Origin of the sequence: uncultured Martelella sp., assembly GCF_963677965.2 — a bacterium.
Lineage (GTDB): Bacteria > Pseudomonadota > Alphaproteobacteria > Rhizobiales > Rhizobiaceae > Martelella > Martelella mangrovi.
Genome location: NZ_CAXXFM010000001.1, coordinates 2,125,263 through 2,140,240 on the forward strand (window position 1 = coordinate 2,125,263; position 14,978 = coordinate 2,140,240).

Annotated in this window: 15 protein-coding genes; 7 read left to right on the forward strand and 8 right to left on the reverse strand. The window is 62.7% G+C overall.

Going from position 1 to position 14,978, the window contains the following annotated elements; translation table 11 throughout:
* Positions 1–136: 136 nt before the first annotated feature.
* Positions 137–1,153, reverse strand: coding sequence for a zinc-dependent alcohol dehydrogenase family protein (locus ACHZCU_RS10005; protein WP_319518667.1), 1,017 nt, complete (start codon positions 1,151–1,153; stop codon positions 137–139).
* A 20-nt stretch (positions 1,154–1,173) separates the two neighbouring features.
* A complete protein-coding gene (locus tag ACHZCU_RS10010; protein ID WP_319518668.1) occupies positions 1,174–2,367 on the reverse strand; it encodes an MFS transporter in 1,194 nt (397 codons plus the stop codon).
* Between the two features lie 157 nt (positions 2,368–2,524).
* On the opposite strand from ACHZCU_RS10010, the gene ACHZCU_RS10015 reads away from it, so the two are divergent.
* On the forward strand, positions 2,525–3,418 hold the full coding sequence (locus ACHZCU_RS10015; RefSeq protein WP_106310932.1) for a LysR family transcriptional regulator: 894 nt from the start codon (positions 2,525–2,527) through the stop codon (positions 3,416–3,418).
* Here ACHZCU_RS10015 and ACHZCU_RS10020 read toward each other — a convergent pair.
* On the reverse strand, positions 3,406–5,046 hold the full coding sequence (locus ACHZCU_RS10020; RefSeq protein ID WP_319518669.1) for a sulfatase-like hydrolase/transferase: 1,641 nt from the start codon (positions 5,044–5,046) through the stop codon (positions 3,406–3,408). The genes ACHZCU_RS10015 and ACHZCU_RS10020 overlap by 13 nt on opposite strands.
* Before the next feature lie 73 nt (positions 5,047–5,119).
* On the opposite strand from ACHZCU_RS10020, the gene ACHZCU_RS10025 reads away from it, so the two are divergent.
* Positions 5,120–6,043 (forward strand): lysylphosphatidylglycerol synthase transmembrane domain-containing protein, encoded by a 924-nt coding sequence (locus tag ACHZCU_RS10025; RefSeq protein ID WP_319518670.1) that lies wholly within the window; start codon positions 5,120–5,122, stop codon positions 6,041–6,043.
* Here ACHZCU_RS10025 and ACHZCU_RS10030 read toward each other — a convergent pair.
* Genes ACHZCU_RS10030 through ribA form a run of 3 tightly spaced genes read right to left on the reverse strand, consistent with a single transcriptional unit; the run spans position 6,022 to position 8,683 of the window.
* Positions 6,022–6,768 (reverse strand): FkbM family methyltransferase, encoded by a 747-nt coding sequence (locus tag ACHZCU_RS10030; RefSeq protein ID WP_319518671.1) that lies wholly within the window; start codon positions 6,766–6,768, stop codon positions 6,022–6,024. The genes ACHZCU_RS10025 and ACHZCU_RS10030 overlap by 22 nt on opposite strands.
* Positions 6,765–7,571, reverse strand: coding sequence for a CDP-alcohol phosphatidyltransferase family protein (locus ACHZCU_RS10035; RefSeq protein WP_319518672.1), 807 nt, complete (start codon positions 7,569–7,571; stop codon positions 6,765–6,767). Before ACHZCU_RS10035 ends, ACHZCU_RS10030 begins: the two co-directional genes overlap by 4 nt.
* 5 nt (positions 7,572–7,576) lie before the next feature.
* Positions 7,577–8,683 carry a GTP cyclohydrolase II RibA gene (gene ribA, locus ACHZCU_RS10040; protein WP_319518673.1) on the reverse strand — a complete coding sequence of 369 codons (1,107 nt, stop codon included), beginning with the start codon at positions 8,681–8,683 and terminating at the stop codon, positions 7,577–7,579.
* Between the two features lie 246 nt (positions 8,684–8,929).
* On the opposite strand from ribA, the gene ACHZCU_RS10045 reads away from it, so the two are divergent.
* From ACHZCU_RS10045 to ACHZCU_RS10060, 4 genes are read left to right on the forward strand one after another with little or no spacing between them, the layout of a single operon-like run.
* Positions 8,930–9,928 carry a zinc-binding alcohol dehydrogenase gene (locus ACHZCU_RS10045; RefSeq protein ID WP_319518674.1) on the forward strand — a complete coding sequence of 333 codons (999 nt, stop codon included), beginning with the start codon at positions 8,930–8,932 and terminating at the stop codon, positions 9,926–9,928.
* Positions 9,929–9,940: 12 nt separating this feature from the next.
* Entirely contained in the window at positions 9,941–10,339 is a 399-nt protein-coding gene (locus ACHZCU_RS10050; protein ID WP_106310876.1) for a 6-pyruvoyl tetrahydropterin synthase family protein, read from the forward strand.
* Between the two features lie 5 nt (positions 10,340–10,344).
* On the forward strand, positions 10,345–11,373 hold the full coding sequence (locus ACHZCU_RS10055) for a glycosyltransferase family 4 protein (protein WP_227023778.1): 1,029 nt from the start codon (positions 10,345–10,347) through the stop codon (positions 11,371–11,373).
* Positions 11,370–12,161, forward strand: a complete 792-nt coding sequence (locus tag ACHZCU_RS10060) for a class I SAM-dependent methyltransferase (RefSeq protein WP_319518675.1) — start codon at positions 11,370–11,372, stop codon at positions 12,159–12,161. The genes ACHZCU_RS10055 and ACHZCU_RS10060 overlap by 4 nt, the downstream gene beginning before the upstream one ends.
* Here ACHZCU_RS10060 and ACHZCU_RS10065 read toward each other — a convergent pair.
* Positions 12,117–12,914, reverse strand: a complete 798-nt coding sequence (locus ACHZCU_RS10065) for a RibD family protein (RefSeq protein ID WP_319518676.1) — start codon at positions 12,912–12,914, stop codon at positions 12,117–12,119. The genes ACHZCU_RS10060 and ACHZCU_RS10065 overlap by 45 nt on opposite strands.
* Before the next feature lie 3 nt (positions 12,915–12,917).
* Positions 12,918–13,475, reverse strand: coding sequence for a cytochrome b (locus ACHZCU_RS10070; RefSeq protein WP_319518677.1), 558 nt, complete (start codon positions 13,473–13,475; stop codon positions 12,918–12,920).
* Between the two features lie 238 nt (positions 13,476–13,713).
* Here ACHZCU_RS10070 and ACHZCU_RS10075 point away from each other — a divergent pair, with 238 nt between their 5' ends.
* Positions 13,714–14,928, forward strand: a complete 1,215-nt coding sequence (locus tag ACHZCU_RS10075; protein ID WP_319518678.1) for an META domain-containing protein — start codon at positions 13,714–13,716, stop codon at positions 14,926–14,928.
* Positions 14,929–14,978: the final 50 nt, after the last annotated feature.

Consider the following 14,978-nt stretch of genomic DNA (forward strand, 5'->3'; position numbering starts at 1 on the left):
GCTGTCGCGACATCTCTCCCCTCCGGGGCGAGAAGACTTGGGGGCTGTGCGGCAAGTCATATGCTATAGGTCTCCCCCTCAAGGGGGGAGATCCGCTTTCGGCCGGTTTTTGTGAAGCCGGCAGACAGCGTTCATTCTAGACGCGCAACAGCGTCTTGATGGCGCGGCGCTCGTCCATGGCCTTGTAGCCTTCGGCGACCTGGTCGATCGGTAGTTCGAGGTCGAAGACCTTGCCGGGCCGGATTTCGTCCTTCAACACCATGTCCATCAGTTTCGGCAGGTAGCGGCGCACCGGCGCGGGGCCGCCGAACAGGCGCTTCTGCTGGAAGAACAGCCCCTCGCCGCCAATCGTCACGCCATGGGGCACGCCGACAAAGCCGACAGCGCCGCCCGGACGCGCGCAACCGAGCGCCTGATCCATGCTCTCCTGCAGGCCAACGCATTCGAGAACGGCATCGGCGCCAACGCCGTCGGTCATTTCCTTGATGGCGGCAACGCCTTCTTCGCCACGGGTTTCGACGATATCGGTAGCGCCGAACTCGCGGGCGAGCTTCTGGCGGCTTTCATGGCGGCTCATGGCGATGATGCGTTCGGCGCCCATCAGTTTCGCCGAGAGAACGCCCATCAGGCCGACAGCCCCGTCGCCGACGACGACGGCGGTCGAGCCTTCCTTCACGCCGGCGGCTTCGGCGGCATAATAGCCGGTGCCGAGAACGTCGGAGACGGCCAGCATGTGCGGGATCTGCCCGTCGGTCGGCATGTTATCGGTGGCCACCAGCGTGCCATCGGCCAGCGGTACGCGGGCATAAGGGGCCTGCGCGCCGCTCATGAATTCACGCTGCTCGCAGGAGGAGGGATAGCCGAAGCGGCAATGCGGGCAGGTGTTGTCGGAAAGCACGAAGGAACCGACAACGAACTGGCCGGGCTTCACGGTCGTCACGTCGCTGCCGACTTCCACGACCACGCCGCAATATTCGTGCCCCATATGCATGGGTTCATCGAGCGGCTGCGCACCGCGATAGGGCCACAGATCCGAGCCGCAGATGCAGGTGGCCGACAGCTTGATGATGGCGTCGGTGGGTTTGAGGATTTTAGGATCGTCGACGGTCTCGTAACGGACGTCGCCGGGGGCATACATCACGGTGGCAAGCATGGTCTTCTCCTTCTTGGGTTTTAACGTTTGAGCAGCGAGCGGCCGCTGCCCACAAACAGCATGGCGGCGACCGCCATGAGAATACTGCCGATAAAGGTCGCGTTGATGCCGAAAGCGTCCAGCAGCACGCCGCCGATCAACGCGCCGAGCAGGATAGACGCCTGAATTGCAGCGACCATCAGACTGCCTGCGGCTTCCGGCGCATCGTCGACATTCTGCGACAACCACGCCATCCAGATGATCGACACTGCCGTGTTCATCGCGCCCCAGATGGCCAGAAGAACGGCCACCACAACGAGCGAATGGCCCGATACCAGCAGGCCGAGCGTGACCGCGCCCATGATCAGCGGCGGTGTGATCAGCAGACGAATAACATGATCGCCGGCAAGCTTTCCCGCAAGCCATGTGCCGATGAAACCGGCGCAACCGAGCACCAGCAGGAGGATCGAAAGCGTTGTCACACCCACGCCCGTGACCGTTTCGAGGAACGGACGCAGATAGGTGAACATCGTGAATGCCGATCCCCAGGTGAATATGATCGCCCCGAGCGCGCGCAGAAAATAGGGGCGCAGCAGCACGCCCAGCAGATTGGCAAAGGTGAGCCGGTTGCGCGCGGGCAGGGCGGGCAGGGCGGCGAACTGCCAGACAAGATTGACGACGACCAGCGGCACCAGCACCCAGAACACGCCGCGCCAGCCGATCAACCCGCCGAGATAGCTGCCGATCGGGGCGGCGAAGGCGGCGGCAAGCGCCTGGCCGGTATACATGATGGCAAGCGCCTGCGGCACTTTTGCCGGCGGCACCAGCCGCATCAGCACGGCGGTGGCAAGCGACCAGAACCCGCCGATGGTGATGCCGAGCAGCGCACGCGCACTCATCAGCACGGCGAAATTCGGCGCGAGCGCGATCATCACCAGCGAGATCAACATCAGCGTGGTCATCGTCAGCAGCACGATCTTGCGATCAATCCGTCCGGCAACCGTTGCCGTCAGCAGGCTGGCGGCGACCGCAAAGAGGCCGGAAACGGAGATTGCCTGTCCCGTCTGTCCTGCCGTGGCGCCCAGGCCTTCGGCCATCGGCGTCAGCAGGCTGACGGGCATGAATTCCGAGGCAATCAGCATGGAGACGCAAAGCGTCATCGATAAAACCGCGCTCATGGGATGCGCGACGGGTGCGCTGTCATGGCTTGCAGGACTGTTTTCAGTGGATGTCATTGATGCTCCGGATATGCCGTGCCATCGAAACTAGGGCCAAGCGGTCGCTTGAACCATGTCCTTTTCATCATAGATCAAATGAATGGAATTCATGGATGGCGCTTCATTTTGCCGTTATGCTTCGCTCGGAACCAAAAAGCAGCGAAACGGAGATGATATGCGGCGGGATGAACTGGGTGATCTGACGGTGTTCATGACCGTTGCGGAGGAGGGCAATTTCACCCGCGCGGCAAACCGCCTCGGTGTGTCGCAATCCGCCGTCAGTCACACGATCCGTCGGCTGGAGGCCTCGCTCGGCTTCCGCGTTCTGAACCGCACTTCCCGCAGCGTGTCCACCACCGATATGGGCGAAAAGCTGATCGATGCCTTGCGGCCGGGCCTCGAACAGATCGAAAGCCGGATCGAGCAATTGCGTTCCATCGGCGATACGCCGGCCGGACTTGTGCGGCTCACGGCCTCGGCGACGGCGGTGCGCGGCATATTGTGGCCGGTGATCATGGAACTGGTGCGCGACTACCCGCATATCCGCATCGACATCAATACCAACAGCCGTCTGGCAGATCTGGCCGAAGGCCGGTTCGATGCCGCTGTGCGGCTTGCGGAAATGGTCGGCCCGGACCTGATTGCCGTGCCCGTGGGGCCATCCGTCGAAATGGCCGCTGTTGCTGCACCGTCCTATTTCGAAAAGCGCGGCGTGCCGCTGCACCCGGGTGATCTCGACGCGCATGACTGTATCGTCATGCGCTTTGGCGCAACCACCGCGCCCTATGACTGGGAATTCGAGAGAAAGGGCGAGGAGATCGTGCGCAAGGTTTCCGGTCCGCTGGTTTTCAACGAGGCCGAGTTCTGTGTCGCGGCGGCCCGTGAGGGTTATGGTATTGCCTACGTCACCCTGCCGGAGGTCGAGGCGGACATCAAGGCAGGCCGGTTGCAGCGTGTGCTCGCCGACTGGTGCGAGCCGTTCGATGGTTTCCAGCTTTGCTATTCAAGCCGCCGGCAGATGAGTTCGGCGTTGCGGCTTCTGATCGACCGGCTGCGTTATCGCGGCTGAACCGGTTCGGAGAATATCCGGATCAGCCTGCCCCGCATTTCGTCCATCGGCGGTTCGGGCGCATCGGCGGCCGGGATCATGCCGGGCGTAAAACCCTCGGCTTCAAACCGTTCAACGAGATGTGCATCGCGGCTGATGACATGGACCGGCACGGCGCGCGAGGCATCGGGGCCGGTGATCAGCGGTGCGGGCTGATGGTCGCCGAGCACGATGAAGACCGCATCCTCACCGAAACGGGCAATATAGTCGCCGACGGTTTCAAGCGCATAATCGATGGTTCCGATATAGTGCCGGCGCACCCGTTCGCGGTCGGCCCAGACCACGGCCGGGGGATCGCCGCTTGTGGCCTGTTCGTCGAATACGCTGCCATCGCCGACATCGGACCAGTCGATCAGCTCTGGCACCGGCGTCCAGGGGGCGTGGCTGGAAATCAGTGCGATTTCGGCCATCACCGGGCTGTTGTCACCGGTGTGGCGCACCAGCCGGTCGAAGGCTGAAAGCGTGTACTGGTCGGGCATGGTCACCCAGTTGAAAGGCTCGCCTTCATAGCCGAGATCATCGGCGGCCAGGATGGTGTCATAGCCATAATAGGCGCCCTCCGGCCAGTCCATGGTAATGGCCGGCATCACGGCCGCCGTGCGCCAGCCGGCCTCGCGAAACAGCCGGTTCAGGCTTTCGCGGTGGCTCGTCATCAGCCGGTCGTAGCGCGCCTGATTATCGAGCCACAGGCCGGACAGGAATGTGCCGTGGGCAAGCCAGCTGAGCCCGCCCATGGTCGGCGACCGGCTCCAGCCGCTGGCTGCGGCAAAGCCCGCCTCATTCAGTTCGTCACCGACGGCGTCCAGCCGCGGTTCGATCAGCGGTGCATAAAGCGGGTCCTCGATTGCACTGCGCCCGTAGGATTCGATGAAGATCAGAACGACATCGCGGCCGCGCACGGCCTGAAACAGCGTATCGGTTCTCGGCAGGGACACGCTTTCGGCCAGCGCCCGATCGAAGCGCTGCATATCCCGCATTGCCTGCGTGACCGATTGCATACGCGAAACGATATAGCCCGACGCGCGGGCATCGGCATAGGTCCGTGTTCCCGTTGCAGCCCCTGCGGCCCAGAGCGCAAGCCCGACGGCCAGGAGGCCGGAAAACACCCATGTCATGCCGCGCGCCTTTTTGCCGGCAGCGCCTGCCATAGGCCGCATGGACAGGAAGAACAGCACGAGCACACCGACAAAAAGGATGACGACGCCGGCGATCGTCAGCATCGCGGTCATGGCGCCAAAGCTGCCGGAAAACAGGTTCCAGCCATCGGCGAAGATCCGCAGGTCGAGATAGGGGTTGAATGGCCGCCGGAACGCCGACTGGACGCCGATATCGCCGAGTTTCAAAAACAGGACCGTGCCGATGGCAAATGTCGCCAGCGCTGCCAGAACAAAGGCCATGCGGCGCGGCAGCAAGACCAGCGCCAGCCCCAGCAGCGGAATTTCGATGGGCAGATGCAGGAAGGCGCTTGACGAAAAGCCGCCCGGATAATCCGGCAGGTTGAGCGTCACAAGGGCGATGACGGCAAACACCAGCACCGCGCCGGCCTGCCGGCCGGAAAGGTTGTGCTTGCAACGCGGCGCTTCAGCCATCATGACATGTCCTTGCCGTCCGGTTATCCGGATACCGTGCCACCGAATACCGTGCCATTGGAAGGAGCGGTTTTTGTCCGCATATGGCGTCCTTGCGGTGATATTTTGTCTGGCGGTTATTGCCGGGCTGTTTGTTGCTGTCGACCCCGCCGATGTCGCGGCGGCGTTTGGCAATGTCTCTGCCGGACCGGTCCTCGCAGGTGTTGCACTCGTCCAGCTTCAGGTGGTGCTGTCGGCGCTGCGCTGGCGTTTTACGGCGGCCCGGCTTGGCCATCCGATCCCGGCCGCGCTTGCAATCCGCGAATATTATATCGCCAGCCTCGTCAACCAGATCCTGCCCGGCGGCATGGCGGGGGATGCGGTGCGGGCCTATCGCAGCCGCACGGCCAAAAGCTGGAAGCGTCCGGCCGCCGCCATCGTGCTTGAACGGCTTTCGGGACAGCTTGCCTTCTTTGTGCTGGCCGGGGCCGGGCTTTTCGCCTGGCCCGTGTTTCTGGCGGGCCGTCTGCCATCCGGCTTTTCGCGGTTCGCGCTGATTTGTGCGGGCGTTCTCGGTGCCGCAGTCTGTCTTGGCCTTTTCATCGCCCGCTCCCGGTTGATGGCGCGTTATGAAACCCTGCGGCCGGACCTTGCGGCGGTTTTCTGGAACCGGGGCGCATTCGCCATTCAGCTGGCTCTCAGCATGCTGACGGTTGCCGCCTATGTCGCCGTTTTCATGATCGCGGCTTCTGCCACCGGTGCGCCCCTGCCGCCGGTTGCCGCCGTGACGGTCATTCCGCTGTGTCTGATGACCATGCTGATCCCGGCCGGCGTCGGCGGCTGGGGCACGCGCGAGGCCGCGGCTGCCGCGCTCTGGCCGCTCTTCGGGCTGACCAGTGCCGCAGGGCTTTCGGCAAGCCTGCTCTACGGCATGATCTCGCTTCTGGGAGTGGCGCCGCAGGGCCTCCTGTTTCTGGTCATCGCGATCAGGCGCCGTCATGATACAAGCCGGGCATAGATATCGCCGGAGGGATCATCGGTTGAAAGCCCGCGGATCGTTTCCAGCATGGTCCCGGCGCTGACCCATTGGGTGGACACAAAGCGGTGTTTCTCGCCCACCACGCGGTTGAAGCGATAGTCGCCCAGCGTTTCAAGCCTTTCCACTGCCGCGACGGCAATCTCGGGCATTGCCGGAATATATTCAAACGCAACCAACGACAGCGCACTGCCCAGGCCTTCCAGGATCGCGCTTTCCGCGCCCTCGACATCGATCTTGCAGAAATAGGGCTGGCCGTGGCGGTCAATCAGGGCGTCCAGCGTTGTCATCGGCACTGTCACCGTTTTGTCCCAGACCACGGAGGAGAACCCTTTCGTGCCGCCCGCCGTCCTGACAAAGTCACCGGAAATGCTGGAAACCGTCGGATGGCGGCTGGAAATCGCAAGCGCGACCTCGCCTTCCTCAGCTCCCACGGCAACGCGCTCGAAGCCATGCAGGCGCGCGCCGTAATGCCGCTCGATCAGATCGGCGAAAAGCGGTTGCGGTTCGACCGCGACAACCTCGGCGTCGAGCGCAAGCAGGGTTCTGGTGCGGCTGCCGACATGAGCGCCGATATCAAAGACCAGATCGCCGGGGCAGATCAGTTGCCCATAGAAGAATTTCAGCGCGCTGCGCCGCCAGGGCTGGCCGTAATAGACCAGAAGAGAGCGGGCGAGACCGAGCGTGCTGTCAAAGCGTTTGTTCATGCTGTCGTGAAGCGCTGTCGGGCAAGGTGAATGACATCGGCGGCGAAGGAATAGCTGATCAGCACAAGGGCAATGGCGGCAATTGCCGTGGAGGCCGGCGGGACGATGCCGGGCAGCAGGATGAGGCAGAGTGCTGCCACCTGAACAACGCAGATCAGCTTGCGCCGGAAGGATGGGGCAAGCGGAACCTTGAGAAACGGCAGCACCGTCTGTGCGAGCACGAAGCCATAGCGCATAAGCCCGATCGCCAGCACCCAGCCGCCGGCCTTGCCCAGCAGCAGCGCGGAAACGGAAAGCAGCAGGATCAGTAGCGCATCGACCTCCATGTCGAAGCGGCCGCCGAAGGCCGATTGAAGCCGGGTGCGCCGGGCAAGATAACCGTCAATGCCATCGAGCGCGAGGGCGATGACGACAAGCAGGATGATAACCGGCGGCACGGAATCGGTTGCCACATCACCGACGATCATCGCCGCACCGAAAAAACTCACCATCGCCGCGCGGATGACGGTAATGATGTTGGCCGGGCCGAAGCGCCGGTGGTCATGGCCGGGCAGGGCGCGGATCACAAGTGCAAGGATGGCGAGCAACGCAAGCGCCGCAGCTGTCACCGTTCCGGGCCCGGCGGCAAGATGGGCTGCGAGCACGAGATAGGCCGCGGTCGAAACCACATAGATGGCGGCGAGGGCTGCCAGCGTGTTCTTCAGCAGATGCCGCTCGCGCCATGCGGTCGCGGTATCGCCGTGTGCGGGCGTATGCATGCCGGGCAGCGTCTGCCTGTCGGATGGCGGTTCCAGCGTGCTCATGCGTCCTATTCCGCGGCAATCAGGCTTTCAAGCTCAAGCGTGTGTCCGGCACGCAGTGTCTTGGTTCTCAGATAGTTGACATTGTCGGCAGTCACGGCGCCGGTAACCCGGACCTGACCTGTCACATCAATGCCGTTTGCGCGCAATCCGTCAACCTTGCTCGGATTGTTTGTATGCAGCACGACCCGCGAAATCTTGAGGAGACCAAGCATGGCTGCCGCGGCCTCATAACGGCGGTGGTCGCCTTCAAGCCCGAGTTCGGCATCGGCATCGATTGTGTCGAGCCCCTGATGCTGGAAACCATAGGCGCGCATCTTGGCGCCGATGCCCGTGCCGCGGCCTTCCTGATCGAGATAGATCAGCACGCCGCCGCCGGCAGCCTTCAACTGGGCCAGGCCGTTTCTGAGCTGATCGCCGCAATCGCATTTCAGCGATCCGAAAAGGTCCCCGGTGAGGCAGGAGGAATGAATACGCACCGGCACCGGCGCGTTCAGGTCCGGCGTGCCGACGATGATGGCGATCTGGTCCTTTTGCGCCATCCCGCCCCGGAACACGGCAAAATCGGCGTCGCCGATCTGTTTCAGCGGAACACGGGTGCGCACCACCTGCTGAAAATGCTGGTGCCCGGCTCCGCGGGAACGCAGGTTTGCCGGATCGACGCTCAGGCAGGCGGCAAAGCGGCTATCCTCCGGTTCGATGTCGGCCGTGACCATGGCCGGCAGCAACAGCGCAAGCCGCGCCAGCTGCGAAGCATCGGCCTGCAGGGGATCGGCCGGCGCCCAGACTGCCGGTTTATCGCCGGAAAGCGCGTAGGCATGGCGCGAGGCTTCCTCGAAATCGATATCCGCAAGCGGCACGGTGATGCCGTTTTGCGCGCTGATGCCAAGCCGGTCGGCGCGCTCCCTGGTCAAAAACAGGCTGTGGCGGTTGTCGGTGGCGTGGGCAAACCGGTCGTAAAGCGCCGGCGTCACGCAGTCGAGCGCCAGCGTTGCTACCTGCCGGGAACCGCCGCGCAGGATCACAGGGCGGCCGAAACGCAGTTCCGCGACCGCCCGCTCCACCTCGGTTTCGGGCAAAACCGATTGAAAGTCGAAACACTGGTCCTGCGTCATGCTGGTCTCCTCCCTGAGCGCCGGTGCCCGACATTGCCGCTGGCGGAAAACGCGCACCGATGGCCTGAAAAAACATTGCCTCTGCTTTTCAGAACGTTTTCACTTCCCAAGTGGTTCAGTCTGCTGCACAAAAAAGCCGAAGGAAAGCCCGTTTTGACGCCTTCGGGAACAAAGCGCGCATGGCCGACGTCTCGCTATCAGTTGGCATTTCGCGTAAACAATGCGCGAAGACAGGGAGAGAGGGCAGTGTCGGACAGTCGATCGCGCACGCATGAAGACGCCTCCGGGAACGCCCGCGCATTGTGGTTTCCCGAAGCCGGACGCTGCGAAATCCGCACCGAACCTTTGACGGCCCCGCGTGAACATGAAGCGCTCGTCAAAACGCTCTTTACCGGTGTCAGCCGGGGAACCGAGACGCTTGTGTTTCAGGGCAGGGTGCCGGAAAGCGAGTGGGAGCGGATGCGCGGACCGAACATGGCGGGCAGCTTCCGCTTTCCGGTGAAATACGGCTATGCCGCAGTCGGCCGGGTTGTGGACGGCCCGGAAGATGTGACCGGCCGGACCGTATTTTGCCTGCATCCCCATCAAGACCGGTTTGTGGCGCCGGTGGATATGCTCTCGGTTCTGCCGGAAGGCCTGCCCCCGCAGCGGGCGGTTCTGGCCGCCAATATGGAAACCGCGCTCAACATCGTCTGGGATGCGGCCATTGCGCCGGGCGAAACGGTCGCCGTGTTCGGTGCAGGCACGGTCGGCACACTGGTGGCGTATCTTTCATCCCTGATCCCGGGCACCGAAACCCTGCTGATTGATCCCAATGGCGAAAGGGCAAGCCTTGCGCAAAAGCTCGGCATTGCATTTTCGACCGGCGATACCGAAGGCCCCTTCGATGTGGCGGTCAATGCTTCGGGATCGGACGAGGCGCTAGCAAACGCGATCGAGCATGCCGGGCAGGAAGGCCGGATCGTGGAGGCAAGCTGGCATGGCCAGGGGCTGTCCGCCATTCCGCTGGGCGGTGCGTTTCACGCCCGCAGGCTTCGCCTCGTCAGTTCGCAGGTCGGTTCCCTCCCGCCGTCGCATCGCCCGCGCTGGACATTTGCGCGCCGCATGGCCAAGGCGCTTCAGCTTCTTGCCGATGCCCGCCTTGACGCGCTGATTTCGGGCGATACCTCATTTGCAGAGCTTGAACAGGCTTATCCGGCCATCCTGTCGTCTCCGGACACGCTCTGCCATCGCATTCGCTATTGAGGAGAAGGTCTTATGTTTGCTGTCGAGGTGCGCGATCACATCATGATCGCTCATTCCCTTCCTCGCCCGGTGTTCGGCCCCGCGCAGGCCATGCATGGCGCCACCTTCGTGACCGATGCCGCGTTTTTCACGCAGGATCTGGATCAGGACGGGCTGGCGGTCGATATCGGCGCTGCGACCGAGGTCTTGTCCGAGGTGCTGAAACCGCTGAATTATCAGAACCTCGATGAACTCGATGCCCTGAAGGGAAAGGTGACGACCACCGAGGTGATTGCGAAATTCATTTTCGACCGGCTGGCGGAGGCTGTTGCCGAAGGCCGGCTTGGAGCGGGCAGCCACCGGATCTGCCGGATCCGCGTGACACTGCATGAATCGCATGCCGCGCGCGGCTGGTATGAGGCCGATCTTTGAGGCTGGTGTTCGCCTTTCCCGGCAATCTTGACCTGAAAACCGGCGGTTATGGGTATGACAGGCGGCTGATTGCAGAACTTGAGGCATTGGGATGGCAGGTCGACCTGTTGCCGCTGGGCGATGGTTTTCCGCATCCCGACGCAGCGGTTCTAGAAGCGGCGGAAGAGGCCCTTTCAGCCCTTCGCGATGACACGCTGGTGATGATCGATGGTCTTGCCTTTGGCGTTCTGGATCAGTGGGCCGCGCGACAGGCCGGACGGCTGATTGTGGTTGCGCTGGTGCACCATCCGCTTGCCTTTGAAACCGGGCTTTCGCAGGACCGGGCCGAGGCGCTGCAGAGCAGCGAGGCCGGGGCGCTCTCTCATGCCCGCCATGTCATCGTGACATCGCCCGAAACGGCACGTGCATTGGTTGCCGGGTATGGCGTGGCTGAAGAAAACATCAGCATTGCCGCGCCGGGAACGGACCGGCCCGCATCGGCAGCGGCTTGCAACGAAGTGCCGCATATCCTCTCCATCGGCGCGCTGACGCCGCGCAAGGGGCATGATGTGCTTGTCGATGCGCTGAAACGGGTCGAAGACCTTTCCTGGACGGCAACGATCGTCGGAAGCCCTTCACTTGACGTGGATATGGCGGCGAAGATCGCGCGGCAGATCGATGATCTGGGCCTTGGCGAACGGATCACGCTTGCGGGAACGGTAGAGGATACCGGCCCGTTTTTTGCCGGGGCCGACCTGTTTGCGCTGGCAAGCCGGTATGAGGGGTATGGCATGGTCTTCGCCGAAGCGCTTGCCCATGGCCTGCCGATTATTGCCTGTCGGGCGGGCGCGGTGCCGGATGTGGTGCCGGATACGGCGGGAATACTGGTGCCGGTGGATGATGGCGATGCCTTTGCCGGAGCGCTGCGCAGCCTGATTTGTGACGCCGGACTGCGACGCCAAAAGGCAGAAGGCGCCCGGCAGGCAGGGGCGAGGCTTTCCGGCTGGGCTCAGACGGGGCGTCTCGTTTCCGATGTGCTGGAGCAAATACGATGAGTTTTGATGCCGCGTGGTTGTCATTGCGTGAACCGGCGGACCGGGCCGCCCGGAATGGCCGTCTGGTGGACGTGTTGGCCCGCCACCTTGCAGCAAAACGCAAACCGCTGATCCTCGATATCGGCTGCGGAACCGGCGCGACGTTTCGAAGTCTTTCCGGCAAAGTCTCCGCCGATGCAGAATGGCTGATGCTCGACAACGACCCGCTGCTGCTTGAAGAAGCGCAACGGCGGACGGGCGCCGGGGATCGCGTCAGCTTCCGCCGGCATGATCTCAACGACCTCGATGGCCTTCCCCTTGAAGATGCGGCCATGGTCACGGCGTCCGCACTCTTCGATCTCTGCTCGCTGGCCTACTCGGCAGCACTTGCCGACAGGCTTGCGGCCAGGGGATGCGGGCTTTACGCGGCGTTGAATTATGACGGCCGGATCCACTGGTCCCGGCCGCATGCGCTCGATGACGATGTGGTCGCCGCCTTCAACCGGCATCAAAAGACCGACAAGGGGTTCGGGCCGGCGCTCGGTCCCGACGCGGCCACGGAGTTGTCGAACCTTTTCAAGGGCCATGGTTTCAGGGTCGAGACGGAGCACAGCCCGTGGCGGATGAACCGGGAAAGCGCCGCGCTGCAACGCGCCTTCATCGCGGGCTTTCGTCAGCCGCTTGAGGCGGTTGGCGGTTTCACATCTAAGGATATCGCGGACTGGATTGCGTTTCGCCATGCCGCAATCGAAGACCCCGACAGTCTATGTTCCGTCGGCCACATCGACCTTCTTGCCCTGCCGGCCTGACGTCGTAAGCACGCAATCGAACAGGATATCGCTGCCGAGGCTGAAGACTTCGGCCGGGGGACGCAGCGCATCGGAAAGCCGCGCAACCGGCGGAAGCGTGATGCCGCTCGGGCCTGTGCCGATGATCAGCGGCGAAATCGCGACATGCAGCCGGTCGACCTGACCCTCCTCGATGAAACGGGCAATGGTGCGTGCCCCGCCTTCCACGAGAAGGCGATTCAGCCCGCGTCCGGCAAGCGCATTCACGATTGCGCCGGTGGCAAGACCGGTCCCGGACGGCGGCATGCGCAGGATTTCGGCGTTCGGCAGCGGCCTTGCCGGCGCCGATGTGCTTTCGATCACGATCACCGGTGCGCCGCCGTCATGGAACAGGCCCTCGCGGCCATCGAGCGCGCCGTGGCAGTCGATCACCACGCGCACGGGAGACGGGCCTTGGGCAAGCCGGACCGAAAGGCGCGGATTGTCGGCCTTTACCGTGCTGACGCCGACGACAACCGCATCGACCAGCGCGCGACAGCGGTGCAGGTGGGCAAGCCCGTCCGGGCCGGAGACATTCGCCGCATCACCCGATGGCGTTGCGACCCGTCCGTCAAGCGACTGACCGACCTGCGCGAGAACAAAGGGCCCGCGCGCGCCGGCAATCGGGGCGTAAAGCGCGGTTGCCGGATCATCGCCGGCAGGCGTTTCGCCGCTGCCGGAACACAGCGCAAGCAACCGTTCCCAGACGGTATCCGTGATCTCGACTGCCTGCATGTATTATAATATCCGGTAAAGAGTGAAATCGCGCCGGATGACGTGATGCATCAGCACCGCGCCGATATGCAGCACGAACAGGACAAGCAGGATCCAGGCGGTTGCCAGATGAATGGCCGAAAGCACGGGGGCGATCTCGGGCGCCTTGCCGACCGGGCTCCAGATCGGCAGCACCCCGAACCAGGTGAACGGAAAGCCATGTGCGTTGGTGGCGAGGAAGCCGCTGACCGGCATGATGATCAGGAAGACATAGAACAGCCCGTGCACGCTGGCCGCGGCAATCCGTTCGATCCGTGGTCCGTTGTCTTCCGGTTTGGGCGTCAACAGCCGGTTTCCCACTCTCAGAAGCATCAGCCACAACACCAGAAAGCCAAGGCTTTCGTGCACCAAGTAGAAATCGAGCGAGACCTCGTTTTTCACGAATTTGATGACCATGCCCAATGGCCAGGTCAACAGCACCAGTGCCGCTATCAGCCAATGCAGGACGCGCGTGGTTGCGGGATAGCGCTCGATGTTGATCGAGAGCCGTGGCAGCCCGGTCGCCTTTGCTTTTCTGTCCAAGATCCCTCCTCACATCCACCGACGTTTAAAAAACGCCGCGCTGAAATGACCGCCCACATTTCGGAATGCTGCAATGACGATAGCAACGGATTGCCATGACGTAAATCGCGCAGCGCGCCATCACAGGTGATTAGCGCATGCCGGTTACGGTTTTTCGCGCACTTTGGCCGGTTGACATTGACCTGTAGCGCCTCGTGGTTAGGCTTGCGGCAAAAGCATCATAATGCAGGAGGTCACCATGTCGAAAACTCTGATCGTGCTCATTGCAGCGTTGGCATCATCCTCTGCGCTTGCGCAGGACATGCGAACAATTTCCGGCGAGGCGACCTATCGCGAACGTATGGCGCTGCCGGAGGGCGCCGAGCTTGCTGTTGCAGTCACAGGCTTTCAGGGCACCGAGCTGGGCAGCATGAGCCAGCCTACCGGCGGCCGCCAGGTGCCGCTTGCCTTTGAACTTTCAGTGCCGAGCGGTGTGAAGGGTGAACTGACCGCGGTCATCATGGTTGACAACGAAATCCGTTTCGCCGGTGATCCGGTTGGCATTGCTCCGGGGTCGGACGACGTGGATATCGGCACAGTCTGGCTTTCGGGCTTTTCGCCTTCCGGTTTTCAGAGCACATGGCATTGCGGCGATCGCCAGGTACAAATCGGCTTTCGTGACGAAATGGCCGTGATCGAGACCGATGACATGATCTTCGAACTGCCCCAGGTGGTTTCGGCCGATGGCGCGCGTTTTGCCAGCGAAGACAGCGGCAGCGAATTCTGGAGCAAGGGCGCCACGGCCATGTTGCGCCTTGCCGGCGAGGAATATCCCGAATGCGTGGTGGTTGAAGACGACAAAAGCTGGAAGGCACAGGGCAACGAGCCCGGCTGGCACGCGGTTATCGATGGCGATCGTTTCCGCCTCGACCTCAATTACGGCGACGACAGGCTTGACCTCGGACTGCCCGCACCGGACATTTCAGAGGGCGCCTATCATTATGCGTTTGACGCTTTCGGTCTTTCCATTGCAATCGCCGACCGGCTTTGTCGCGATGATATGAGTGGCCGTCTGTTTCCCCAGTCCGTCGCGCTGACAACGGCGTCCGGCGTCCTGAACGGCTGTGGCGGGGAGACGATGTCGCTTCTTTCGGGGCCGGAATGGACCGTGTCGGACATCGGCTCCGAAGCCTTGCCGGAGGAAAACGCGGTAACGCTCGAGATCGATGCGGAAGGTCGTATTTCCGGTTCCGCCGGCTGCAATCGCTATATGGGCGCGATAAAACCTGGCGGCGAAGGCGGCCTTGAAATCGGGCCTCTGGCAGCCACCGAAATGGCCTGCGATGAACCACTCATGGCGCTGGAACGCCGTTTCTTCGATGCGATCGCCACGGTCGACGGCTTCGATATCGCCGATAACGGTCAGCTGATTCTGACATCCGGCGGTGAAGCCGTGATCCGTGCCGCGCGCTGATGGATCAGCGAACCGGTCATGCTGCCGAAACCGAACGGCGCGGACGATTT